Annotated in this window: 21 protein-coding genes and 1 riboswitch; of the genes, 13 read left to right on the top strand and 8 right to left on the bottom strand. The window is 46.5% G+C overall.

From position 1 onward, the window contains the following. The first annotated feature begins 109 nt into the window (after window positions 1-109). The 5 genes from MKX75_RS25390 (at window position 110) to mmuM (ending at window position 6,884) form a co-directional block, all read left to right on the top strand. The gene (locus tag MKX75_RS25390) at window positions 110-1,822 is read left to right on the top strand and encodes a spore germination protein (protein WP_062836360.1); all 1,713 of its coding nucleotides are present in this window, start codon (window positions 110-112) and stop codon (window positions 1,820-1,822) included. Window positions 1,823-1,860: 38 nt separating this feature from the next. Continuing rightward, complete coding sequence (locus tag MKX75_RS25385; protein WP_062836361.1) at window positions 1,861-2,961, top strand: GerAB/ArcD/ProY family transporter; 1,101 nt, start codon at window positions 1,861-1,863, stop codon at window positions 2,959-2,961. Beyond that, window positions 2,958-4,160 (top strand): Ger(x)C family spore germination protein, encoded by a 1,203-nt coding sequence (locus MKX75_RS25380; protein ID WP_339167336.1) that lies wholly within the window; start codon window positions 2,958-2,960, stop codon window positions 4,158-4,160. The genes MKX75_RS25385 and MKX75_RS25380 overlap by 4 nt, the downstream gene beginning before the upstream one ends. 72 nt (window positions 4,161-4,232) lie before the next feature. Next, window positions 4,233-4,334, top strand: a riboswitch (SAM riboswitch). Between the two features lie 92 nt (window positions 4,335-4,426). Then, the gene (mmuP, locus tag MKX75_RS25375; RefSeq protein WP_339167335.1) at window positions 4,427-5,839 is read left to right on the top strand and encodes an S-methylmethionine permease; all 1,413 of its coding nucleotides are present in this window, start codon (window positions 4,427-4,429) and stop codon (window positions 5,837-5,839) included. Further along, entirely contained in the window at window positions 5,817-6,884 is a 1,068-nt protein-coding gene (gene mmuM, locus MKX75_RS25370; RefSeq protein WP_076334063.1) for a homocysteine S-methyltransferase, read from the top strand. The genes mmuP and mmuM overlap by 23 nt, the downstream gene beginning before the upstream one ends. Before the next feature lie 82 nt (window positions 6,885-6,966). Here the strand turns inward: mmuM and MKX75_RS25365 are convergent, their stop codons facing one another. The 5 genes from MKX75_RS25365 to MKX75_RS25345 all read right to left on the bottom strand — a co-directional run bounded on the left by MKX75_RS25365 (window position 6,967) and on the right by MKX75_RS25345 (window position 13,371). Further along, a complete protein-coding gene (locus tag MKX75_RS25365) occupies window positions 6,967-9,363 on the bottom strand; it encodes an FtsX-like permease family protein (RefSeq protein ID WP_254847997.1) in 2,397 nt (798 codons plus the stop codon). A gap of 11 nt (window positions 9,364-9,374) precedes the next feature. Beyond that, complete coding sequence (locus MKX75_RS25360; RefSeq protein ID WP_076334061.1) at window positions 9,375-10,133, bottom strand: ABC transporter ATP-binding protein; 759 nt, start codon at window positions 10,131-10,133, stop codon at window positions 9,375-9,377. 147 nt (window positions 10,134-10,280) lie between these two features. Then, window positions 10,281-11,729 (bottom strand): ATP-binding protein, encoded by a 1,449-nt coding sequence (locus tag MKX75_RS25355; RefSeq protein ID WP_076334060.1) that lies wholly within the window; start codon window positions 11,727-11,729, stop codon window positions 10,281-10,283. A 20-nt stretch (window positions 11,730-11,749) separates the two neighbouring features. Further along, window positions 11,750-12,451 carry a response regulator transcription factor gene (locus MKX75_RS25350; protein WP_076334059.1) on the bottom strand — a complete coding sequence of 234 codons (702 nt, stop codon included), beginning with the start codon at window positions 12,449-12,451 and terminating at the stop codon, window positions 11,750-11,752. Between the two features lie 89 nt (window positions 12,452-12,540). After that, window positions 12,541-13,371, bottom strand: a complete 831-nt coding sequence (locus MKX75_RS25345) for an AraC family transcriptional regulator (protein WP_076334058.1) — start codon at window positions 13,369-13,371, stop codon at window positions 12,541-12,543. A 198-nt stretch (window positions 13,372-13,569) separates the two neighbouring features. Between MKX75_RS25345 and MKX75_RS25340 the strand changes: the two genes are divergently transcribed. Further along, the gene (locus MKX75_RS25340; RefSeq protein WP_036606781.1) at window positions 13,570-14,346 is read left to right on the top strand and encodes a sugar phosphate isomerase/epimerase; all 777 of its coding nucleotides are present in this window, start codon (window positions 13,570-13,572) and stop codon (window positions 14,344-14,346) included. A gap of 55 nt (window positions 14,347-14,401) precedes the next feature. Further along, window positions 14,402-15,421: a Gfo/Idh/MocA family oxidoreductase gene (locus MKX75_RS25335; protein WP_339167332.1), complete on the top strand. Its 1,020-nt coding sequence runs from the start codon at window positions 14,402-14,404 to the stop codon at window positions 15,419-15,421. Window positions 15,422-15,689: 268 nt separating this feature from the next. Here MKX75_RS25335 and MKX75_RS25330 read toward each other — a convergent pair whose 3' ends face one another. Then, window positions 15,690-16,637: an aldo/keto reductase gene (locus MKX75_RS25330; RefSeq protein WP_076334057.1), complete on the bottom strand. Its 948-nt coding sequence runs from the start codon at window positions 16,635-16,637 to the stop codon at window positions 15,690-15,692. A gap of 20 nt (window positions 16,638-16,657) precedes the next feature. Continuing rightward, on the bottom strand, window positions 16,658-17,662 hold the full coding sequence (locus tag MKX75_RS25325) for a Gfo/Idh/MocA family oxidoreductase (protein WP_076334056.1): 1,005 nt from the start codon (window positions 17,660-17,662) through the stop codon (window positions 16,658-16,660). Between the two features lie 118 nt (window positions 17,663-17,780). Here MKX75_RS25325 and MKX75_RS25320 point away from each other — a divergent pair, with 118 nt between their 5' ends. The 3 genes from MKX75_RS25320 (at window position 17,781) to MKX75_RS25310 (ending at window position 19,864) form a co-directional block, all read left to right on the top strand. Continuing rightward, on the top strand, window positions 17,781-18,620 hold the full coding sequence (locus tag MKX75_RS25320) for a helix-turn-helix domain-containing protein (protein ID WP_062836372.1): 840 nt from the start codon (window positions 17,781-17,783) through the stop codon (window positions 18,618-18,620). 106 nt (window positions 18,621-18,726) lie between these two features. Continuing rightward, window positions 18,727-19,134: an Rrf2 family transcriptional regulator gene (locus MKX75_RS25315; RefSeq protein ID WP_017692155.1), complete on the top strand. Its 408-nt coding sequence runs from the start codon at window positions 18,727-18,729 to the stop codon at window positions 19,132-19,134. Window positions 19,135-19,414: 280 nt separating this feature from the next. Continuing rightward, window positions 19,415-19,864: a nuclear transport factor 2 family protein gene (locus MKX75_RS25310; protein WP_062836373.1), complete on the top strand. Its 450-nt coding sequence runs from the start codon at window positions 19,415-19,417 to the stop codon at window positions 19,862-19,864. Window positions 19,865-20,057: 193 nt separating this feature from the next. On the opposite strand, the gene MKX75_RS25305 is transcribed toward MKX75_RS25310, so the two are convergent. Continuing rightward, window positions 20,058-21,437, bottom strand: coding sequence for an MFS transporter (locus MKX75_RS25305; protein WP_339167330.1), 1,380 nt, complete (start codon window positions 21,435-21,437; stop codon window positions 20,058-20,060). 206 nt (window positions 21,438-21,643) lie between these two features. Here MKX75_RS25305 and MKX75_RS25300 point away from each other — a divergent pair, with 206 nt between their 5' ends. The 3 genes from MKX75_RS25300 to MKX75_RS25290 all read left to right on the top strand — a co-directional run bounded on the left by MKX75_RS25300 (window position 21,644) and on the right by MKX75_RS25290 (window position 23,308). Continuing rightward, on the top strand, window positions 21,644-21,967 hold the full coding sequence (locus MKX75_RS25300) for a helix-turn-helix transcriptional regulator (RefSeq protein ID WP_062836375.1): 324 nt from the start codon (window positions 21,644-21,646) through the stop codon (window positions 21,965-21,967). A gap of 148 nt (window positions 21,968-22,115) precedes the next feature. After that, complete coding sequence (locus MKX75_RS25295; RefSeq protein ID WP_076334054.1) at window positions 22,116-22,304, top strand: hypothetical protein; 189 nt, start codon at window positions 22,116-22,118, stop codon at window positions 22,302-22,304. An 83-nt stretch (window positions 22,305-22,387) separates the two neighbouring features. Next, complete coding sequence (locus MKX75_RS25290; RefSeq protein WP_076334053.1) at window positions 22,388-23,308, top strand: WYL domain-containing protein; 921 nt, start codon at window positions 22,388-22,390, stop codon at window positions 23,306-23,308. Window positions 23,309-23,336: the final 28 nt, after the last annotated feature.

Raw genomic sequence — 23,336 nt, 5'->3', positions numbered from 1 at the left:
TTTTTTTGTCGTTCTTTACATAAAATCGGGAATTATTGTGATCAAACGGGGACACAATACTTGGGAATACCTGCAGCTTCGTTATGCAGAGAAATGTTGGGGTGGGAACATGTGGTCAACAATTGTGTCCTACGTGCCGGATAGGTCCATATGGATTCAGGCAGTTTTGGTCTTTATCATTCCGATTGGCATTACCTTGACCATGCGCTGGATCAATGCCGCCATTAAGCGTGGCAGCTTCTCTCGCACGAAGCGACCTTCCATATCTTCGAAGGATATTTCACCAGCAGCCGCAGGGAAGGGCCAAGGTACTGAGACAGGTCAATATGCCAATATTAAATTAACCGATAAGTACAATACAAATCTAACTAGCGTAAAAGAAAGCTTTGGACTCAATGCAGACGTGCATATTAGGGAATTTACCATTAGGGGGACCAATACACTGGCTGCGGTCGTATATACCGAGGGCTTAGTAGATCAGGACTTGATTGATGATCATTTGATTACACCGTTAATGTTAGAAGGTGTTCCTTTACTCAAGCAAGAGGGTTTTCTTCATCCAGACAACGCACACTTACTGTCAGCATACCTGCAAGATCAATTACTGCCTGTCAGTCTGGTTGAGGAAACCAAGTCCCTTCAAGAGCTCGCAGTTGGCGTGTTGTTTGGGAAGAATGCACTGTTGGTTGATGGTTTGCCAGGTGCTTTATTGATTGGAGCACATAAGATCAAAACACGAGGTATGAATGAACCGTTGTCAGAGGGGCTACTTCGTGGACCGCGTATCGGTTTTACAGAGCAGTTAAGCGATAACACAGGCATTTTGCGTCGGTATGGAAGTGATCAAAGCCTATTTATTAAGAAGTATGAAGTGGGTTCACGGATCAAAAAAGATTTGGCGATAGCCTATATTCAGGATATTGCCGACCCTAATCTCGTGGCTGAAGTCTGCAAGCGAATTGAAGAGATGGATATGGATTCGATGCTGGAATCTGGTTATGTGGAACAACTCATTGAAGACAGTACACTGAGTCCTTTTCAGCAGGTACTGAATACGGAAAGACCTGACCGGGTCATCGGCGCATTGCTGGAAGGTCGGGTGGCTATTTTATTGGATGGAACACCATTTGTGCTGGTTGTACCGGTGACCTTCAGCATGTTGCTCCAATCTCCCGAGGATTATTATGAACGCTGGATTCCCGGAACCTTTTTGCGAATGCTGCGTTTTATGGCCGCCATGCTGGCATTGCTTGCTCCTGCACTGTATATCTCGTTTATCTCGTTCCATCCAGGACTTATTCCGACCAAGCTGGTATTGACGATTATTGAAACGCGTACGGGAGTACCGTTTCCTTCGATTATTGAAGTACTGATCATGGAACTTTCGATTGAGATTCTGAGGGAGGCAGGGATACGGCTACCTAAGCCGATTGCGCCTGCGATGGGGATCGTCGGAGGTTTGATTATTGGCCAAGCAGCGGTACAGGCGGGTATCATAAGTCAATTCCTGGTCATTGTCGTTGCGGTTACAGCCATCTCATCCTTTACGATTCCTGTCTATAGTGCCGGGTTAACGCTGCGGATTCTGCGATTTGCCGCCATGTTTAGTGCAGCTATTCTCGGACTGTATGGCGTGGTTATGTTCTTCCTGCTTGTATGTACACATCTGGCTCGACTCTCGAGCTTTGGCGTGCCATATGTTGCCCCAGCGGTTCCTTATCACTTGAATGATTGGAAGGATTTTGTTATCCGTGCTCCGTTAAACATGATGAGAATGCGTCCCGATATGACTAATCCAATCGACAAGGACCGAAAAGAATAATTGAATTCCATGGACAGAAGGTCTGGAGGTGAACTGAAGTGAATGGCTCCCAACAAAAGATAACCACGACACAGGCCGTTGTAATTATTGTCAATTACATGCTTGGCGCCGGGATATTGACGTTACCACGAACGACCAGCAAAGCTGTCGGAACACCGGATGTCTGGATATCCATTATTCTGTCTGGGCTAATTATCACGGGCGTCGGCATTATTTTGGTTACCCTGTGTCGAAGATTTCCGGGGAAAACCGTGTTCCAGTTCACCCGTGAAATTACGGGGAGCTGGATCGCTTACATACTGGGCGGTGCCATGATTATGTATTTTATGGTGATTGCTGCATTTGAAATTAGAGTTATGGCTGATGTAACCGGAATGTATCTACTCGAACGTACTCCCACCTGGGCAATTGTCATGGTCTTTATGTGGATCGGTATATATTTGATTTCAGGAGGGCTTAGCGTCATTGTACGCGTGTTTGAGATCATTTTGCCGATTACGATCATTATATTTGTCATTGAAATTCTACTGAGTAACCAGCTATTCGAGATTGGTAATCTGAGACCTGTGCTCGGAGATGGCATTATGCCTGTTTTCAAAGGACTGAAGCCTTCACTACTGTCATATACGGGATATGAGGTGATGTTAATCATGACTGCTTATATGAAAAACCCGAAGAAGAGCAATAAGGCGATGAGCTGGGGCATACTCATATCCACTATTATTTATTTGATCACGGTAGTAATGGTCATAGGCAGTTTATCGCTCGATGGGATCAAAACTCGAACCTGGCCAACGCTGGATTTGGTAAGAAGCTTTGAGATTCAGGGTCTGATATTTGAGCGATTTGAGTCTTTATTGCTTGTTATCTGGATTATGCAAATTTTCTCGACCACAGCAATTACACATTACTGTGCTTCGGTGGGCATTCGTGATTTGTTTCGTTCCAAAAAAATCAAAGGCATCATGTACGGTCTACTTCCGTTCATTTATTTGACGGCAATGATGCCTAAAACGGTGGACGATACCTTTGCACTTGGGGATATGCTGGGCAATGCATCTGTATTTTTATTTGGCATTTTACCTCTGGTGTTACTGTTCATAAGTCTGATTCGCAAAAAAGGGGGCAAGCATGCATGATTCCATTCCGTATGCTCTTACGTGTAGTCTCTGCCTTGTGTATTCTGTTAACGCTATCCGGATGCTGGAGTAGCCGAGAAATAGAGGATCTAAGTCTCTATGTTGGTCTTGGAATCGATGTCGGCAAAGAGACTGAATTCGAGAAAGACATCGCTGCTCAGGGAGGCTCATATCCCAAGAAGAACTATTTGACTGCTACGGTGCAGATCGCTCCGGGCTACTCCAACAGTCAATCGAGTCAGCAATCCGGTTCGCCTTCTTCCGGCAAAACATCCTATGCCAATGAACAGCTTTCCGGAGACTCCTTGTTGCAAATCTTCCGCCAGTTTGCGTTAAGGCGGGATCGGCCTCTCATAGGACATCATCTGAAGGTAATCGTCGTTTCCAAGGATATTGCTAAAAAATATGGTTTGGACCAACTGCTTGATTTTGTTCTTCGAGATAATGATATTCGCCCCAACTGTCTGGTGTTAATTAGTCATCGTCGTGCAGTGGATGTGCTGACATCACAGGACCCTTCACGAATACCAGCATTTTATCTCACAGGCATTACGAACAATTCTTATATATCCAATAAAATACTTGATCCGGTTCTGCTATCTAAGTTAGACGCTCAAATGCAGTCCGGATCGAGCTTCCTGCTCCAGAATGTATTAAACTCCGATGGGGAGGACAAGTTCTCAGGGGGCAGCATCTTTGATGGAAAAACAACCAAGTTCATCGGGGAACTTAGTCAAACGGATTTGGAAGGATTATCATGGCTCAATCCCCAAAAAAAGGGGGGCGTCTTAAAAACACACAACAAAGAAGGGTTCACTGTGTTATACGAAATGAAGAAGAAAAAAGTGAAAATCACCCCAAAGGTGGTGGGGAATGATATTTCATTCCATGTAAAGACTGAATCTGAAGGCTGGCTGATGGAGGATTGGCGTGCTCCTGAGGAAGAGGAAAAAGGTGCTTACCTCAGAGAACTGGAAAAGGAATTTGCTGAACTGGCTGAACAACAGATTCGACAGGTGTTATATAAACTCCAGCATACCTATAAAGTGGATGTTGCGGATTTTCGGGATAGCTTGCGTATCAAAGAGCCCAAAACATGGAAGAAAATCAAAGATGATTGGGACCAAATCTTCAGCACCGTGCCGATTACGTATGATGTGAAGATCACCATCACCAATCCGGGGTCTTCCACCGAATAGTGCAGCGTGGGACATTTATTATTTAAATGTTGACACATTCATGATAGATCGCTATATTAGTAAAAAATCATTTTCTTATCCAGAGAGGTGGAGGGACTGGCCCTTAGAAACCTCAGCAACAGATCTGAAGGATACTGTGCTAATTCCAGCGGGTGAAAGCCTGATAGATAGGAGCGTTTGTTTTTATTTGTCAGTAACGGCGCACTCTTTAGGAAGAGTGGGTCTTTTTTGTTTTTTCTGGATGAAGAAGTAGGGGAGCAGCAGGTATGGAGAACAACAACGACAAAGGGCATTTTCAGCGGAAAATGCAGGCACGGCATGTGGTCATGCTCTCTCTCGGAGGAGTCATTGGAACGGGATTATTCCTCAGCTCCGGTTATACGATTCAGCAGGCGGGACCACTGGGAACCATTCTGTCCTACCTGATCGGAGCGATCGTCGTATATCTGGTGATGCTCTGTCTGGGTGAACTATCTGTTCATATGCCGGAGACGGGAGCATTTCATAGTTATGCAGCTAAATATATCGGACCAGCAACCGGCTACACAGTGGCTTGGTTGTACTGGTTAACCTGGACTGTTGCGCTTGGCTCCGAATTTACAGCCGCCGGACTGCTGATGCAGCGCTGGTTCCCATCGGTAAACGTATGGATATGGAGCGCGCTCTTTGCACTAATGATCTTCCTGTTCAATGCATTGACGGTGAAATTGTTTGCGGAATCCGAGTTCTGGTTCTCCTCTGTAAAAGTAGTGACCATCGTAATCTTCATTCTAATCGGTGGCGCAGCCATGTTCGGCATTATTCCGATGGCAGACTCTGAACCGGCTCCATTCCTATCGAATATTACGGCATCCGGATGGTTCCCTCATGGGGCTACAGCGATATTGATGACCATGCTTGCAGTAAACTTTGCATTCTCGGGCACCGAGTTAATCGGGATTGCCGCAGGGGAGACGGAAAATCCGGAAAAGACGATACCCAAAGCGATTCATACGACGCTGTGGCGCTTGGTTATTTTCTTCATCGGAACGATTGTTATCTTGTCGGCCTTGCTGCCCATGTCGGATGCCAGTGTACTGGAAAGTCCGTTTGTAGCGGTAATGGAGCGGGTGGGTGTACCCTATGCAGCAGACATTATGAACTTTGTTATTCTGACGGCGATTCTCTCTGCTGCCAATTCAGGCCTATATGCATCTTCACGGATGCTCTGGTCTCTGGCTGATAAAAAAACGATCTCCCCTTGGTTTGCCAAATTAACCAAACGCGGAGTACCATTGAATGCACTTCTGATCAGTATGGTCGGTGGTGCGCTGGCGTTGCTGTCGAGCATCATTGCACCAGGTACCGTGTATATTACACTGGTTTCTATTTCAGGTCTGGCTGTCGTTGCGGTATGGATGAGCATCAGTGCCTCCCAATACATGTTCCGCAGACAATATATCCGGGAAGGACATGCGGTCAAAGATCTGGTTTATCGCACACCGTTGTACCCCGTGGTACCGATTGTTTCATTTATATTATGCTTGGCTTCATGCATAGGTATTGCTTTTGACCCGACACAGCGAATTGCGCTGTATTGTGGGGTTCCATTTATCGCAGTGTGTTACGCCGCTTATTATCTGACAGAACGTGCGAACAAGAAAAGAGGACAAGTACATGACGCAAGCAAAACAGATTAATCCCATAGAACAGATCCTTCGTGAACATCCGGTCATGATTCTGGATGGAGCGCTGGCAACGGAACTCGAACAGCATGGATGTGATCTGGACGACCCGTTATGGTCTGCTCGTGTATTACTTGAGAATCCGGATGTTATCGTTCAGGTCCATGCGGATTATTTCCGAGCAGGAGCCGACTGTGCGATTACATCCAGTTATCAGGCGACGGTGGATGGCTTCTGCAAGAGAGGAATTGGAGAGCAGGAAGCGTTAGACCTGATTGGCAAGACGGTGGAGCTGGCTGCAAAGGCGAGAGATGACGTATGGGCAGAAGTACAGAGTGGTTTAGTAGGGAGAGAAAGCCCGACAGATCAGCTTGTAGAAGCTACTTCGGTACGTGCAGAGATGCTGGAGAATGAGGAGCATATAACAGATCGTACAGGGGATCGTGAGGGAGAATGTCTTCGTTCACGTCCAATTATTGCCGGGTCTATTGGGCCGTACGGCGCCTATCTGGCGGATGGTTCAGAGTATGTGGGACATTATGGCGTATCGGATGAGACACTTGCTGCATTTCACCGTCCGCGTATGGCGGCGCTGATTGAAGCGGGGGCTGACATTTTGGCGTTTGAGACGATTCCTTCCTTGCAGGAAGCACAGGTGCTGGTTGAATTACTGAAGGAGTTTCCTCATGCGTATGCCTGGCTATCTTTCTCTTTAAAAGACGGGACAACCATCAGCGAGGGCACACCCCTTGAGGTATGTGCACAGACGTTTGGCTCCGAGCCGCAGATTGCGGCGATTGGCCTGAACTGTGCTCCAATGGAAGTAGTGACGGAAGCCGTAGGTATTCTCAGCCGTGCCAGCGACAAACCTGTCATTGTCTACCCGAACTCGGGAGAAGTATACGATGCAGCAACGAAGACGTGGAGTGGACAGGGGACCTGTGGCAACATGAGTGATGCTTCGGAGCAGTGGGTTGCTGCGGGCGCGAAAATTATTGGCGGCTGTTGCCGTACGACGCCACATCAGATTGGTGAACTTGCGAAGAAGTGGCGGAGTTAGCTCATATCATTATGAAAATCCCTTCCACATTCTATAGAGGCGTGGAAGGGATTTTTTTATTGTGTTAAGGCATCGTATTACCTTATTCGATAACCAGCATACGTGGCGATGTCTCTCGAATGATTCGGGAAGAAAACCATGATCCAAGACCTGCTGCAATGATGCTTAGGCAGGCGAACAATATCATTCCACCCCAATTCATAATCAGTGGAAGCTCTACGATACCATAATTGGAAAGGACCATTTCGAGCAGAAGAGGTAGTACATATACGCCTACGAAAATACCCAGTATCGCTCCCATGGCGGACAGCACAACCATTCCCATGGTGAGCGATAATCGGATTTGACGGGATGTCATTCCCAGCGATTTGTATATCCCGTACGTTCTGCTCTCTTTGCGGATATTGATTCGACAGGTACTGAAAATAATGATGAACGTCACAATGGTGAACAGCAATCCAATCAGGCTCATCGGATAGATCAGGATGTTTGCAGCTTCAGCGTAAACCGAATCAAGCAATGTCTTCTGGGTAACTACTGAAGCAAAATCCTTAAATTGCTCATTCAACGCCCCGGCAACCTTATCCGCTAGTGCGAGATCCTTCACATTAATGAATATGGCATCAAATTCACCATAACCCCGGTTCACACTTCTCATGGCATCGATGGTGATTCGGCCTGAAACAGACATGTTGGCGATCGCCTGATAGATGCCTGTAATGAGGAATGTACGCTTTTCTCCTTCAATATAGATGTCGATGAGATCACCGAGATCTTTGTTTGATGTTTTGGCTACATTTACACCAATGGCAATTTCATTTGCGTGCTGTGGGTTATCCCCTTTTAACGTTTCGAATCCAAGCTCCTGGTAACTCCCGTCCATTACACTCAAGTTGAGACTGATGGATTGGCCCTTTACTGTTGTTGAAGATTCCGGGCTAATTACACCTGTGATGTTCCCTTGCCAGCCTACATTGCTGATCCTCGGATCCTGCGCTAATACGTGCTTTAGTTCAGCCTTGGGGAAGTTACTTTTGTTCACTACGACTGCTGCGATGTTGGCATTGTCATATCCCCATTTGGCTGCTGTCTGTTCAATTCCGATTATACTGGTCAGCAGCACATATCCTAAGACCAGTACAGAGGAAGCCATGGTGGTCAGTAAAAGTGTGAGAACAGAACTTTTGGTGTTTTTGAAAACATGTCGAAGTCCGAGGACCGCGGTCACAGGCATTCGTGTGAACCCGACCCAGTGTTGTGCCCATGGCGAATTCATTCTACTGGCCATCCGGCTGTGATCTGTTTCCGACATACCATAACGAATAGCCTGAACGGGTTGGATGCTGCGTGCCTTTTTGGCGTATAACACAGTAAACAAAATCACTAAAGCAAATAGAAGCACACCAGCCAGTATGGCCGCGTCCAACCCTTGGACTGGAATGTTCTGATTGTTCACTCGAAGAGAGGACGCGGATATATTAATGATCCACCTGGAGATCCATACGCTGAGTGTAATTCCTGGGATAATGGCTGCGATGGATAGCATTGCATATTGAATAACATAGGTACCTATCGTTCTCCGGGAAGTTAGCCCGAGTGATTTGAGAATGCCTATTGTTCTGTAATTAGCCAGGATAGCATCCGAAATTGTGAACCCGATTGTCATCAAAGCGATGGATAGCATGACAACACCCATGAAGATCATAATGAAGCCAATAACCTGGTTAATAATCAGATAGAAAGAGGAGATCGCTTCGAACTCCATTTTGGATTCAAGAAACGGAGTGCCTGTCTCACGATTGTATCGTTCCCAATACACAGAATTCATGCTGTAATCGTTGAAGTGGATGCCGATCATGTGATGTTCGTTGCCTGCGAGTGTCGCGAAATCATGTTGATAATCGACAGGATTCATCCATACCCTCGCAGTATTGGAGAAGGGCGCTCCGTATGGTACATCGATGACAAGGCCGGACACATTCAGATCGAGTGTGTTTGAGCCGGTTTTGAAACCAATGGTATCGCCTACCGAGATATGGTAGGCACTCGCCATGGACGTTGGAATCCAGACGGAGCCTTGCTCGGGAAGTGTTCCGGGCGTCCCACTGGAGAAAATAAGCTCATCTACACCCCATGGCGGTAAAGGCGTATTAAACATATACAGATACAGGTTGGGAATGTCCGTTTCATTAAGAACGATGCCTGATAATGTTCGATACGTTAGCAATGGGGATACCTCAACACCATCTTGGGAAGCCCACCAGTCGTGTACAAATTCGGGGTCATTCAGTCCTTTCTCAAACGTCAGGATCTGATGAGATCCATGGGTACGGGTATGCATTTCCTGAAACTGATTGCCCGTATTCGCCAGTATGACAATAGCTGTAGATACCAGAAGTGTCGAGAGTAGCAGGAGCAGCGCAATTAACGTATTTTGTATTTTGTTCCTACTCAGATAAGACAAGCTAAGTTTAAACATGACCGCCATCGTTATTCCTTTCCCGTAACCAAAGCGAAGATGATCGCTTCACGATCTTGAATTTGATGTTCGTCATAGGTATCGAACTCAAGGATTCCACCAATCTTGCCGTCCTGAATATAGATTAGGCGGTCTGCCCGGCAGGCTGCTTTTATATCATGCGTAACCATAACAACAGACTGTCCCTTGCGGTGGATATCCGTAAGGATATCGAGAACGGCGGTGCCGTGTTCCAGGTTCAAGCTTCCGGTCGGTTCATCCGCAAAGATGATATCCGGCGAATTGATCAAAGCTCGTGCAATGGCTGCTCGTTGCTGCTGTCCTCCAGACGTCTGAGAGGGGAGGCGGTTACGCTGTTCATCAATATCCATGGCATTCATCAGCTCAGTAGCCCTTGATTGGATGTCTTTCTTTTTGTTTCCAGCGATATATCCCGGTAAAGCAATGTTCTCTTTGATGGAAAGGTCCGGGACCAAATTTATACTTTGATAAATATAACCGATTCGGCGCGTGCGGAAGTCGGACATTTCCCGTTCACGATAAGCGTCGATCCGCTGGTCACGAAAATAAACTTCACCAGCTGTAATCTGATCCAGTCCGCTAAGCAGATATAAGAGGGTTGATTTGCCAGAGCCAGAGTTACCCATGATGACCGTGAATTCCCCTTCATAGATATCGAGATCGACATTACGGATGGCATGATGTTGCTCACTTCCGCTGTTGTACGTCTTGCACAGATTCTGTGCACGGATAATCACTTTTTTCGACAAGTCGAATCACTCCCGAGTGCAGTATAGGATTCATTCTAGAGGAGGGATGTTGAGAAAGCCTTATCAAATTATGAATAAAGTATTACAGGCACCTAAGTTAATTCGGAAATGGAAGGCTGCTCCGCACAATAGCTTTGGAGTGTGGGCTCAGCAGATCGGCAGATAGAATCGGAAGGTCGTACCTTCTCCTTCTTTACTAGTAAAAGAAATACGGCCTCCGTGTGCTTCAATAATGCTTTGGCAGATGGAAAGACCCAGCCCTGTACCTTCCTGAACATGTTGGTCTGCATGACTAGCCTGGCCTTTGAAATAACGTTGGAAAACAAACGGCATGTCCTGTACACGTATGCCCTGACCCGAGTCGGTGATGGTCACTTTCAAATGCCCAGATTCCAGTTCCGTGTCTATACGTATCGTATCTCCCTGAGCTGTATGTTTGAGGGCATTGGCGACAAGATTGGAGATGACTTGTTCAATTCGGATAGGGTCGATAGCGATTAACACATTGGGAATGTGGTTGGACTTGGGCCCGTCATAGACTAGACCTCTTGTGAGTATTACATGTTCAATAGGTTTCAACATAGCGTCAAGTACAGGACCACTGTACTTTTCAAGGGGTTCCACCGAAATTTGCCCCAGTTCCTGAAGTGCATGAACCAGCAGATCCTCCACAAGCCGGGCTGTTTTATCCGTATGGGTACGCATGACTCTCATATATTCCATTAGCGTTTCCTGATCGTTGCATAGTCCTTCCTCAATAGCTTCTATGTATGCTTTTATCGTGGTAATCGGTGTTTTAATATCATGAGATATATTGGTGATGAGTTCTTTTTGTGCTTGTTCCTGCTGGATACGCAGGTCGTTCATATGCTTGATTTCTGTGCGCATCAGGTCAAACATGGCAAACACTTCGCTCAATTCATTGATCTGGTTGTACTGAATCTTTTCTTCATAATTACCTTTGAGGATGGATTCCGCATGAAGCTTCAATTGATGGATGGGAGAGAGCAGGTGCTTATCCAGTTTTCGTTTCATCCAGAATAGAAATAAACTCAGGATCAGTGACAGGAGCAAGAGTACGCTAATCCATATCATCGGAACAGTCATCGGTTTCTGAACCGTAACCATAGCTTGGGGGATGGAAAAGATGGCATTGCCGATCTGACTTCCCACGGGTCCGTCCATCACGGGAAACGCAATATCAAGTAATTGGTTACCGTCCGTAGCCTGCGCGGCATGATGCAGATCATAATGAAGGGATGAACGCAGGTTAACTTGAGTTCCTTCAGAGCCTGGGGCGGAGGACATGATCACTGTTCCATCCAGGTCCACATAGGTAAGTAGAACCCCACTTTCTCTGGCGATGGAACGTATATCTTCATGAATATTTTGTTCATTGAGATACTGATGATTTTGCTCCAAAGCGAGCAGAGTTGGATTGATCGTGAGGCGAACCTGATTTATGGACAGGTTGGATTGTTCAGAATTTCGATTTTGAAATAGCATTATCGCCAGCGCAAGGATACTTAAAACTATAATAATCAGAAGGCCAAGTGTTGTTAACAACCAGCGTTTGGACCAGCTGTTCAATGACATGTGGGAGCCTCCAATCTCACTTATTCGTAATTGAATTTGTAACCGACACCCCATACCGTCTTCAGAACGGTCGGATGCGAGGCATCTGCCTCGATTTTTTCACGCAGTCTGCGAATGTATACGGTTACGGTATTTTCATCGCCGTAGGTTGCATATCCCCAGATGGCGTCAAGCAACTGGGCTTTGGAGAACACCTGATTCTTATGGCTTGCCAGATAATGAAGTAATTCGAATTCTTTGGCGGACAGAGAAACTTCTAATCCGTTCAATGTAACTTTATAGGCTTTTTTATCAATCATAAGGTTTCCAAGACGCAGTAGATCTGTTCTGTCCTGATCCGATGTCATGCTGTCGTAACGTCTAAAGTGGGCATTGATTCGTGCTAACAGTTCGCTCAGCGAGAAGGGCTTGGTCATATAATCGTCTGCTCCAAAGCCAAGGCCAAGTACCTTATCGGTATCGCTGCCTCTAGCGCTCAGAATAAGGATGGGGATATTATTGCGTCGTCGGATTTCACGGCACACCTCAATTCCGTCCATATCTGGAAGCATAATGTCTAGAATAATGTAGTCCGGTTGAATAAGCTCCATAATCTGAAGCCCGTCTTGACCAGTGGCTGCCACGGCGGCTTCATATTGATTTTTGGTTAGATAATCTCGCAGGATACGCGAAATATCCGGTTCATCCTCGATGATGAGGACTTTGCGCGGGTGGGTTAGCATATGTATCGCTCCAGTATGATTGATGTGAATTTAATGGATAAACCCATGAACCTCTTTAAGGTCATGGGTTTCTAATCTGAAACTGCAGGTCATACATGCTCCAGATCATCGATAGGCTCATGTTGTCTGGATTTGAGATACTCCGCGGGGGACACACCGAAGTGCGCCCGGAATACCCGGTGGAAATAGGAATAGCTTGCAAAACCGCAAGATTCCGCAATATGCTCCAGTGTCATTTCACTGTATTTCATGCGTTCCAACGCCGCATTCAGACGAATCTCAATCGCGTATTGAATCATAGTCTGATTGTAATGCTCCTTAAATAAACGCACGGCACGTGACAGGCTGAGTCCGGCATAACGTGCCGCTTCTTCAAGTTTAAAGGTAACCGTGGCATGCTCCTCGATAAAACGTTTTAACTTCAACGCAGAGGAAATTGCCCGATCCGTCTGAATATTCTCGGTGATTGCCCGGTCGATATAAAGACATAATCCGCGCAGTAACGCATCCTTTAGCTCCGCATTTTCCTCAAGAGGTCCGCGACGCTTCTCTAGAAGCATATTTCGCCATAGGCTGATCAACTTATCATCGAGTCCTATCCGGCTCACGGTAGATCGATGCTGCCGTTTCCACCAGTTCTCGATCCAGCTGCCTTCACAGAACAGATAATAATCTCCGCTGGACAAACGTCCTTCCTTATGTGGTTCATCGACCACGAGATGGTAATCGTCACCAGGCTTGAGCAGCAATAAATCCCCGCTGGTCATCCTGAATTCTTTATCCTGTACATACACTTTGCACGAGCCTTCGGTCTGCAGACGAAACAGATAGGTTTGCAGCTCGCCCTTCATATTATGAGTGAACGCTTTATAGTGATATGAGTAGTCACAGATCAGCACAGATGTCTCTAACGTATCCAAAGATGAAATCCCCCAATATGTTCATCCTGCATGCATTCAAATGGGCTACATTCTATAGATGCAAAATGATGGAAATAAAATTTGATCAGATAGTTCATGTTCTGACTATATTGTATATGTTCATTCTAGCCTGTTTTGCGTTAGGATGATACCAGATAGAGCAATGAAAGCAAATTTGAGAACAGAGGTGTATCCTACATGAAAAAACTTAATATTGGTTTGCAATTGTTTACACTCCGTGATGAAACTGCAGCAGATTTTCGTGGTACGTTGCGTAAGGTAGCGGCCCTTGGATATGAAGGCGTGGAGTTTGCCGGATATGGCGATATTCCAGCTGAGGAAATGAAAGCGCTACTAGATGAACTTGGACTGAAAGGATTCAGCAGCCACGTTTCACTCCATGCGATGCGCGAAGACTTGCAAAAACAGATCGATTACCTGAAAACAATTGGTGCACAATATATCATTTGCCCTTACCTGATGCCAGAAGATCGTCCTGAGAATGCAGAAGGTTGGACCAAGCTATTCGCTGAGTTACAACAATATGGAGCTGAAGCAGCGAAGCAAGGATTGATCTTTGGTTACCATAACCATGACTTTGAATTCCACGGCCAGGTTGGCGATGCCAATGCGTTTGATGCCATGTTCGCTCAAACATCACCGGAAGCGGTAAAAGTGGAAATGGACGTATGTTGGGTACAATTTGCGGGACAAAATCCGATCGAGTATATTAATAAATATGCGGGTCGCTTGCCGCTGCTTCATCTGAAGGACTTCAGCAAAGACGAACAGGGCCAGATGAAAACACTGGAACTGGGACAAGGTTCGGTTGACCTGCCAGCTGTTATTGAAGGCGCTACGAATGCAGGTGTGGAGTGGTTGATCGTGGAACAAGACGTATGTCAGAATCCTCCACTTGAGAGCGTATCCAATAGCTACAACTGGTTGAAAGAAAACTACCTGAACCAATTCTAATGGACCATCGAACCATGAAAAATGCTAATCTATTTGTCAAAGGAGACTTATGTACATGAGTAAAATTAAAGTTGCTGTATTCGGCTGTGGAGCCATTGCCGAGCGCAGACATATTCCAGAGTACGCTGCCAATGAGAACATAGAACTTGTCGCTTTTGCAGATCCGATCGTGGAGCGTGCGGAGAAGATGGCCGAGACTTACGGCGGTAAAGCGTACTCCAGTTACGAAGAATTGCTTGCTAACGAAACGGTAGATGCCGTTAGTGTGTGTACACCAAACTATCTGCATGCACCAATGGCGATTGCTGCTGCAAATGCAGGCAAGCATGTATTGGTGGAGAAACCAATGGCAGTATCCACTGAAGAAGGCGAGCAAATGATCGAAGCTGCCAAGAAAAATGGTGTGTATCTGATGGTTGGACACAACCAGCGCCTGATGCCTCCTCACGTGAAAGCAAAAGAAATTCTCGACTCCGGTAAACTCGGAAAAGTTCTGAATTTCCGTACATCCTTCGGTCACCCGGGTCCGGAAGCATGGAGTGTGGACGGAGCTGAAAGCTGGTTCTTCCGCAAAGAAGAAGCCATTATGGGCGCTATGGGCGACCTGGGCGTACACAAATCAGACTTCATCCGTTACTTGCTGAACGATGAAGTATCTGAAGTAGCTGGTTTCATCAGCACACTGCACAAAGAAGGTACTAAGGTTGACGATAACGCGACTTGCTTGCTTCGTATGAAGAGCGGAGCGATCGGAACGCTGGTAGCGAGCTGGACACAATACAGAGCCGGAGACAATAGTACAGTTCTGTGGTGTGAGAATGGTGTTATGAAGATCGGAACAGTCGAAGGCGATGAAGTTATTGTTGAGCTGACCAATGGTACAGTTGAGACATACAAAGTCGGTGCCATGGCTACCAACGAGAAACAAGTGCCGAGTGGCGTAATTGACGCTTTTGTAGAGTCGATTGTGACTCAAACACCTCCAGCGATTTCCGGGGAAGAGGGTTTGCGTTCCCTGCAAGTGATCCTGGCAGCATTCGAATCCGAGAAAACAGGTCAGATCATTAAGCTGTAATCCAACCGAATGACAGTGCAAATTCTAACATTCTATATGTCTTAATCTATGATATAAGGGACTTACCTTCAGAGATGTGTTCTGGGGTAAGTCCTTCTGTATTTGTACCCAGGCAAGTGATAGGAAAGTGAACAGTATATTCGGTAATTTGTGCAGGGGTAGAGCATTTGATCGCTTGTGCAGAACAGAAAAGGGCTGACAACTCGCGCTATCGCGGAATATCAGCCCCATGGAGTCATTAGATGTAATGATAGAATGATTAACTTTTTTAGATGCCAGCTGGCACATTACTGCCCAGATCCAACCATGCGATTTCAGCAGGAGTCAGCGTGATACGGGAACCTTCATCACAGGAGAGTAGTTCTGCCTGATTCTGAGCACCGATCAGCGCACAGGTTGGGAACGTCTGATTCAATACATAAGCGAGTGCAATCTGGATTGGTGTTGTTTTCTTCGAATTCGCCAATTGTTCAGCCCGGCGCAAACGTTCCCAGTTGCCATCACTATAGAATACACGCACCAGATCGGCGTTATCTCGAACTTCAGGTGTAAATCGTCCAGTGAAGAAACCACGTGCTTGGGAGGACCAGGACAGCAATGGTAGCTTGGTTTGCTCATGCCATGCCAGCGTCTCTGCATCTGCTGACACACAACCTTCCCAGAAAGGTTCGTTTGCTTTGGCGAGACTGAGATTCGGACTGCTGAAGGTAAAACCTTTCAGGCCATTCGCCGCAGCGTACGCATTGGCTTCCTCTAGCCGTTGCCAGGTCCAGTTGGAGGCGCCGATCGCGCCGATTTTGCCGGAATCAATATGTTCGTTCAGTGCTTCAAGAATAACACTGACAGGGGTATTGGGATCATCCCGGTGCAAAGCATACATCTCTACGTGATCTGTCTGAAGACGCTCCAGACTTTCCAGCAAATCACTACGGATGGCATCAGCGTTAACGCGTGGTCCGTTCTGGTCATGATGCGCACCTTTGGTGAGAATGACAATCTGGTCGCGGTTACCGCGTTCTTTCATATAACGACCAAGGACTTCTTCACTTTCGCCATCACAATAAATATGCGCTGTATCGACGGTGTTACCGCCGATCGACAGAAAAGCATCCATATTCGTAGCTGCTTTATCGTAGGCATTATGCACGAAATAATCGGTTCCTTTAATCAGTCTGGAGACGGGTTTACCTGCACCAGCAATTTCGATATATTCCATAAGTCAGTTCATCCTCTCGATTATAGTGTAATTCGTGTACGTTGTTCCGCTGAACGAAGGCAAGCTTCCAATACTTTCATATTAGCTACTGCATCGGAAGGGGCGAAGCGCAGATCCTTGCCCAGAAGTACAGCACGTGCCATATCATCTCCCTGCAGAGAGTAGTGGTTCACTTGCGGGACCTCAATCTCTCTGCGTTCACCGCCAGCTGTTACATAGAAGTTCGAACTGTTATCTTGCTCGCTGACAAATGCGGAAGGGACTTCAATAATGCCCTCGGACCCCAGTACTTCCAGTGTGTTGCGGAAGGCTGCCCACATGCTGCTGTCAAACGTCACGCCAACGTGATTATCGAATTCCAGCAATCCGGATGCCATCATATCGACCTGATCATGCTGCGGGGAGAACATGCCGATAACAGTGGCAGCACTTGGCTCTTGACCAAGCAGCAGACGTGCTACGCTGATGGAATAACATCCGATATCATACAGTGCACCGCCGCCCCAATCCCGCCGAAAGCGGACATTGCCGGATGCATTGGAGTTATTGAACGAAAATGTACTGTGAATACCGCGGATCTCACCGATCTCACCGCTGGCGATGATATCCCTGATCTGATCGTAACGTGGATGATGGCGGTACATGAAGGCTTCAGCCAGCTGCACACCTGCATCTGCACAAGCTTGAACCATCTCCTTAGCTTCCTGCTCAGTCAGAGCCAGTGGTTTTTCGCACAAAATATGTTTGCCTGCCTCAGCAGCCCGGATCGTCCATTCCCGATGCAAATGATTCGGTAGCGGGATATATACGGCATCGATGGAATCATCTGCGAGCAAAGCTTCATAACTGCCATAGGCCTTGTCGATCCCGAGTTGATCGGCCGTCTGTTTGGCTTTATCTTCGTCCCGACTAGCGATCGCGGTGACTTCATTCAACTCGGATTGCTGCAAGCCTGGAATGACGGATTCCACAGCAATGCTAGCGCTACCAAGAATTCCCCAACGCAATTTTTGAACTGAATTCATGTGTTGTATCCTCCTGTGTATAAATGTATATTGTGATTATAAGGAATAGATGATCGAATTAAAATGATAATATATTGAAGTTAGTTAACACAATATTGTTGATCAAGGAGAAGTCGTTATGATGAGACAAACGGTATTGCTAACCCTGCAGGATATTCCATATTTTTGTTATCCGGAATCGGTTGGACATTATATGGAACATCCCCAGCATTCCGTATTACGGGAGGCAGGCGTACTAAACAATTTTAATATTCACTATGTCGCTGCAGGCAAGGGATACGTGGAAGTGGACGGGGTGGTGCATGAGCTTCGCGCAGGTCAAGCCGTGCTTTATTTCCCGCAACAGCGACAGCATTATTATAGTAGTGAAGATGACCCGTGGGATGTGAGATGGGTTCATTTTTACGGTGAACGTCTGCATGATTATATGATCGAGCGGGGGTTGCATCGCAATCTGCTGTGGACGCTACGGCAGCGTAGCTCATGGGAAGAGGCTCATCTGGCTTTGTTGACTGAAGCGGAACAGAACACCATGCTGCGTCCTGCTCAGCTATCCACACTGACTTATGCTGTACTCGCCGAGTTCGTGCAGCATGCGGTACCTTTAAAGAGCACACGCACCACAAGTAAGGCGGAGAGTCGGGTTCTTGCGCTGCTTCCACAGATGCAACAGGAGGCCTGCCAACCTTTCCTGTTACAGGACTGGGCGGATCTCGCAGGTGTGAGTTCATATTACTTTTGCAAAATGTTCAAGAGTGCTGTGGAGATGACGCCCATGGAATTTATTACTCGTTCACGGCTACAGATGGCAAAGCAATGGCTGCTGGAACGGCCTGCGGCCAATATCGGACAGATTGCGGAGGAAGCGGGGTATCCCAATGCCAGTTATTTTAACCGCCAGTTCATGGCCCATGAGGGGATGACACCTACGGATTATCGCGGATTGTATCATAATTAACCGGTATCCTTTCGATGTTGCCAGCGCTTAAAGAGTAATGGTTTGACAGAGAGCTTAATCAAGTCTATTATGGATAAATTAAATCCGTGTATAATGAGGTGCCCTCATGAAATATTCAAAAGCAACAAATTATGCTTTGCATACGATGCTTCATCTTGTAAGCACTGCCCCTGAACAGCTGGTTAGTGTACATCAACTTGCAGAACTGCAGAAGGTATCACCAACCTATCTGTCCAAAATACTGACCAAATTGGTTAAGGCGGGTATGATCGAATCTACTTCTGGCGCCAATGGTGGCTATCGTCTTAGTCGTAAAAATCCGGACCCTTCCTTCCTGGAGATTATTCATGCGATTGAAGGTCAGGCGTCTCTGTTTGAATGTTCCCAGAATCATAACGCAGGTTGCTTGATCCAACAGGTGATGGTGCAGGCGGAAGAAGAGATGGAAAGTTTTTTGAACAATAAAAAGATGTCGGAACTGGCTTCCCAGATGAAGGGTGCACACTCCCTATAACTTGTAGCTAGAAGTGAAGCTTCATTCGACGTGGTTAACTCGTCTGCCACATAGGTATAACTAAATCTTTCCATCCTCGCGAGAGGTAAGGAAAGATTTTTTGTATTGTAGGTATTTCGTTGCATGGGGACGCTTCAAGAGTAAGTGAAATGGTTAATATTCAAACGTATAATATGTCGTTGTACCTAATAGAAGTCGGATGGTACAATAAGGAAGGTATAATTGCATACATACTTGATCCAATTTTACATCACATTTTACATCTCTGGAGGGACAACACATGAGCCAATCAACGATTACAGGACTGGAACAATTGCTCGCACTGGAAAACATTCGGAATACCAAGGCGCGCTATTGCCGCTATATTGATACGAAACAGTGGGATACCTTGGGTGACGTGTTCGCTCCGGATGCAATCGCTGATTTCAGCACAGAAGGCAATCCGATTCCGGTATTAACAGGCCGTGATACGATTGTACAAGTATTCCGTGATCTGGTGGATGTTGCCGTAACCGTGCACCATGTACATAGCGCCGAAGTTGAATTTGTATCCGAGAACGAAGCGAAGGTCATCTCCCCAATGGAAGATTGGGTAACGTTCCCGGAGGGCAATGAGAACAAATCGTTCCACGGATTTGGGCACTATCATGAAACTTTTGTCAAAATCGACGGCCAGTGGTACATCAAACATACGAGTCTGAAACGTCTTCGTCTGGACCTGTTTGAATAGTATAATCTTTTAGCAGAATATCGAAGTGAGCAACATTAAAATAATAGTCCCGAGGAGCGTGATGAATGCGTCCTGGGGGCTTTTTTGTGTTTGTGGGAGAGGCCAGTTGACACATATATAGAAAATAGGCAGAAAAAAAGCCAGGTTCAGAACCCGAGGGTCCCTTCCTGACTTCTTTCGGTTAAATGAGATGTTAGATCCGGCTACTTTTTTCCGTGACTTTCCGTGACTGCATTCTCAGATACAACTGAGAGAAAATAACGGATGCTAGCGCGACCACAGTCATGCCCCAGAAAATATTGGTGTACGCTGAGGATAGCGGCATGTTTTGCATCGCCGTCAATGCTACGCCAGTAACAGCAACACTGAAAGCACCGCTGAAGAATTGACTGAGTTGGAACAGTCCCATACCTGCGCCGACCTGATCCTTGGTCAGGTTGCCGGACAATTCATTGGATACGCTGGTGGTCAGGGATGAGAAACCAACGCTGAGCAGCACATAGACAGCCATAATGGCGTAGATGTTATTGTCTGCAAATAAGGCGAACAATCCGGCAGCGGCCAGTAGCAACCATGGTGCAAATTTCAGCAGCAGCGTATTGCCATGTCGGTCAATCATTCGGCCGATCCGGTTGGACAGCAGCATAGACACGACTGCACCCGGGAAGATGACGAGTCCGGATTGAGCAGGTGTCAGTCCATATAGATGCGCCAAAATTTGCGGCAGCAGGAACAGCGTTGAGAAGTTATTGATGTACGATACAATCCCCAGCGAGCTGAGCATCATATATTTTTTATCTTTGAACAAAGCAGGTTGGACAAACGGATCTGCCGCGCGCCGAATTCGGAGCCAGAACAGAAGCAGTGCAGCAGCACCGATGACAAGCGTGAACCACTGACGGGAAGTCAGGAATAACAGCACACCTGTAGTACCGATGGCGAGAAGCACGGCACCCATCAGGTCAAATGAACCTTTTTGCGGCGTTTCCCGAGGAAGCAATTTGAAGAATACAGGAATCAAGAATAACGTTAATCCTGTAACGATAAACAGATCATGCCATCCCAGAAATTGTGTAATACTTCCGCCGATGACGGGACCAAGTCCAAGACCCAGTGAACTGGCGGACATGATGACAGCCATCGATTTACCTCGGCGATCATTCGGAATATACCGGGTAATCAGCACAATGGCAAGCCCCGGAACCGATGCAGCACCCGCAGCCTGAATCAGACGTGCAATGAGCAAAATGATGAAGTGATTACTGAAGAATCCTAGAACGGATGCAGCACCAAGTAAAGTCAGCCCAGTCGTGAATAATGTACGGATGGGTATGAAATCGGATAGACGTGAGAACGTAATCGAGGAAATGGCAAATACAATGGAATACCCTGTAACAATCCAAGATGAAGCGACGGATGTAAGCATAAATTCGGCTGCAATTTTAGGCAAGGCCAGATTAAACATCATTGTATTCATAACAACGAGTAGAACGGTGAAGCCAAGCAAGCTCACAATCAATCCTTCCTGTATTCCGGTCCGTTCCCCTGATGATGCGGTTGCGGTGTTGTTCATAAAAACCTCCTGGAGTACTGTGTATTTCGCAAAATTTCAGAAACGGTGTGTAACATTTGCAAAATGTAGTATGATGTCAATCCCGTGCCTGACAGCAGGGGTTACATAAACGAAATCATTAAAGTTCGATTGGTGTCGAACATTAGAAATATATCATGGATCTGTGTTAAAATACAATGGATAGTCTGAAAAAAGGAGACTACAGTATGAAAATTTTACACCATCCACAAGTATCAGATATTGAACTTTCCTCTGTATTGTATGCATTAAGCGACCCGACCCGTCTTGGGATTGTTGCGGAAGCAGCGAGAAGCGGGGAGCAGCCGTGCAGTCATTTTCATGCACCTGTTGTGAAGTCAACGATGTCGCACCATATTCGGACCCTGCGGGAAGCCGGAGTTATTCGGGTCAGAGTGCAAGGCACACAGCATTTTCTCACCCTGCGGTCCGAAGATCTGGAAACACGCTTTCCAGGACTCTTGCAACCATTATTGCAGGCTGCCGCTCAGACCAGCACAGATCTTTCCTAAATGTTGTCCTTTCTTCAGGTCGAAGAGGGGACATTTTTATTTTCTATTTCTAGACAACCTCTAATACTGATGCGACATTCTGTGTCGTACCATGCCCCATATAATAACGGTGAACACACAAACCATATTGAAAAGAGGTTCACAACCATTGGCAAAAACCAAAAGAGGACGCATCTTGTGGAGTCTTCCTTCCAGGGGCCGGGGAACATGCCCGGTGTGTAGCAGTACCCGAATTAAATTGTTGTATACGCAAACAAAAACGGACGGTACAAGTCTGAAAGTATGCAAGAAATGCTCCAAAGCAGTGCAATCCAGAGTGGATAAGGCACACGTATAACATTACTGGCCTGTTCTTCGGAACGGGCCATGTCTTTTGATATAATGGAATATATTAGAATTGGATGAGATGGGGGCGGGAAGATGAGTAACATGCATCGGATTCACTGGTTTGACGAACAGATTCGGGGTGGACGTTTTCCGAACAGTATCGGGCTTGCCCGTGAATTTGAAATCTCCCGTCGTCAGGCTCAGCGTGATATTGAATATATGGCAAGCTCCCTGCGAGCTCCTTTGGTATATATGGCGAAATATCGGGGCTATTGTTATGAGGATCAGACTTTTCGATTGCCCCATTTGTATATGACCGAAGAAGAACAGCGTGTGCTGAAATATCTGGCGCATCGCTATCGACATTACAATTATGATCAAGCAGACGCGGTGAAACGTGTAGCACATTTGCTGGAGCGTTTTACGTTGGAGGAACAACAGATGGGAAGTCACGAGCTCCCAGTGTTTTCGGCGCCACCGAAGCAACTGCAATTCTTTGAATTGTTGTCCCATGCCATAGCTGACTTGCGTAGAGTACATATTCATTACAGGGATCACGATGGAGAACAGCAGTTTTCCTTGTGTCCATTGAAGATGATATCCCAGTTTAACGCCGATTACGTGGTGGGTTATGTAGCAGATCCTGTGCAGCAAGTGGCCATTCGCTTGGAGGGCATTGTTCATGTATCGATCTTGGATGAGAGATTTGAGTACAGGTCAGATGCTCTCTTAGGTGGATGGGAAGAACCACTGCCTGTGCGTAAACCGTTCGTAGCTGAGATTCGCTTGAAAGAATTGCAACAAATGGACCTATGGCAAGGGTATCGTATTCAGGCTAGGCAAGACCTGATTTATTCGATTGAATTTTATGACACGGACGCTTTCTTGCAACATTTGTTTATTAGCGAATGGGAGGAAATTTTGTCTCCTGGGTGGCTTAGACGCAAGCTTCAGCAAAGCGCAGAAGGATTAATTGACAGGCTCGCGATACAACGTAAGCAAAACGTGGAATAAAGCAGCGTAGAGAGGAGAAGATACGTCC

This window comes from Paenibacillus sp. FSL R5-0341 (genome assembly GCF_037975235.1).
Taxonomy (GTDB): Bacteria; Bacillota; Bacilli; order Paenibacillales; family Paenibacillaceae; genus Paenibacillus; species Paenibacillus amylolyticus_A.
This window is presented reverse-complemented; position numbering and strand designations above follow the sequence as displayed.

Bases quoted from the DNA above. Each gene is read 5' to 3' on its own strand.
- MKX75_RS25310 (WP_062836373.1), top strand. From the start codon at position 19,415: ATGAGCCAATCAACGATTACAGGACTGGAACAATTGCTCGCACTGGAA.
- MKX75_RS25390 (WP_062836360.1), top strand. From the start codon at position 110: ATGTGGTCAACAATTGTGTCCTACGTGCCGGATAGGTCCATATGGATT.
- MKX75_RS25350 (WP_076334059.1), bottom strand. From the start codon at position 12,451: ATGCTAACCCACCCGCGCAAAGTCCTCATCATCGAGGATGAACCGGAT.
- mmuM (WP_076334063.1), top strand. From the start codon at position 5,817: ATGACGCAAGCAAAACAGATTAATCCCATAGAACAGATCCTTCGTGAA.
- MKX75_RS25290 (WP_076334053.1), top strand. From the start codon at position 22,388: ATGAGTAACATGCATCGGATTCACTGGTTTGACGAACAGATTCGGGGT.
- MKX75_RS25305 (WP_339167330.1), bottom strand. From the start codon at position 21,437: ATGAACAACACCGCAACCGCATCATCAGGGGAACGGACCGGAATACAG.
- MKX75_RS25355 (WP_076334060.1), bottom strand. From the start codon at position 11,729: ATGTCATTGAACAGCTGGTCCAAACGCTGGTTGTTAACAACACTTGGC.
- mmuP (WP_339167335.1), top strand. From the start codon at position 4,427: ATGGAGAACAACAACGACAAAGGGCATTTTCAGCGGAAAATGCAGGCA.
- MKX75_RS25340 (WP_036606781.1), top strand. From the start codon at position 13,570: ATGAAAAAACTTAATATTGGTTTGCAATTGTTTACACTCCGTGATGAA.
- MKX75_RS25380 (WP_339167336.1), top strand. From the start codon at position 2,958: ATGATTCCATTCCGTATGCTCTTACGTGTAGTCTCTGCCTTGTGTATT.
- MKX75_RS25315 (WP_017692155.1), top strand. From the start codon at position 18,727: ATGAAATATTCAAAAGCAACAAATTATGCTTTGCATACGATGCTTCAT.
- MKX75_RS25320 (WP_062836372.1), top strand. From the start codon at position 17,781: ATGATGAGACAAACGGTATTGCTAACCCTGCAGGATATTCCATATTTT.
- MKX75_RS25330 (WP_076334057.1), bottom strand. From the start codon at position 16,637: ATGGAATATATCGAAATTGCTGGTGCAGGTAAACCCGTCTCCAGACTG.
- MKX75_RS25325 (WP_076334056.1), bottom strand. From the start codon at position 17,662: ATGAATTCAGTTCAAAAATTGCGTTGGGGAATTCTTGGTAGCGCTAGC.
- MKX75_RS25300 (WP_062836375.1), top strand. From the start codon at position 21,644: ATGAAAATTTTACACCATCCACAAGTATCAGATATTGAACTTTCCTCT.
- MKX75_RS25335 (WP_339167332.1), top strand. From the start codon at position 14,402: ATGAGTAAAATTAAAGTTGCTGTATTCGGCTGTGGAGCCATTGCCGAG.
- MKX75_RS25365 (WP_254847997.1), bottom strand. From the start codon at position 9,363: ATGTTTAAACTTAGCTTGTCTTATCTGAGTAGGAACAAAATACAAAAT.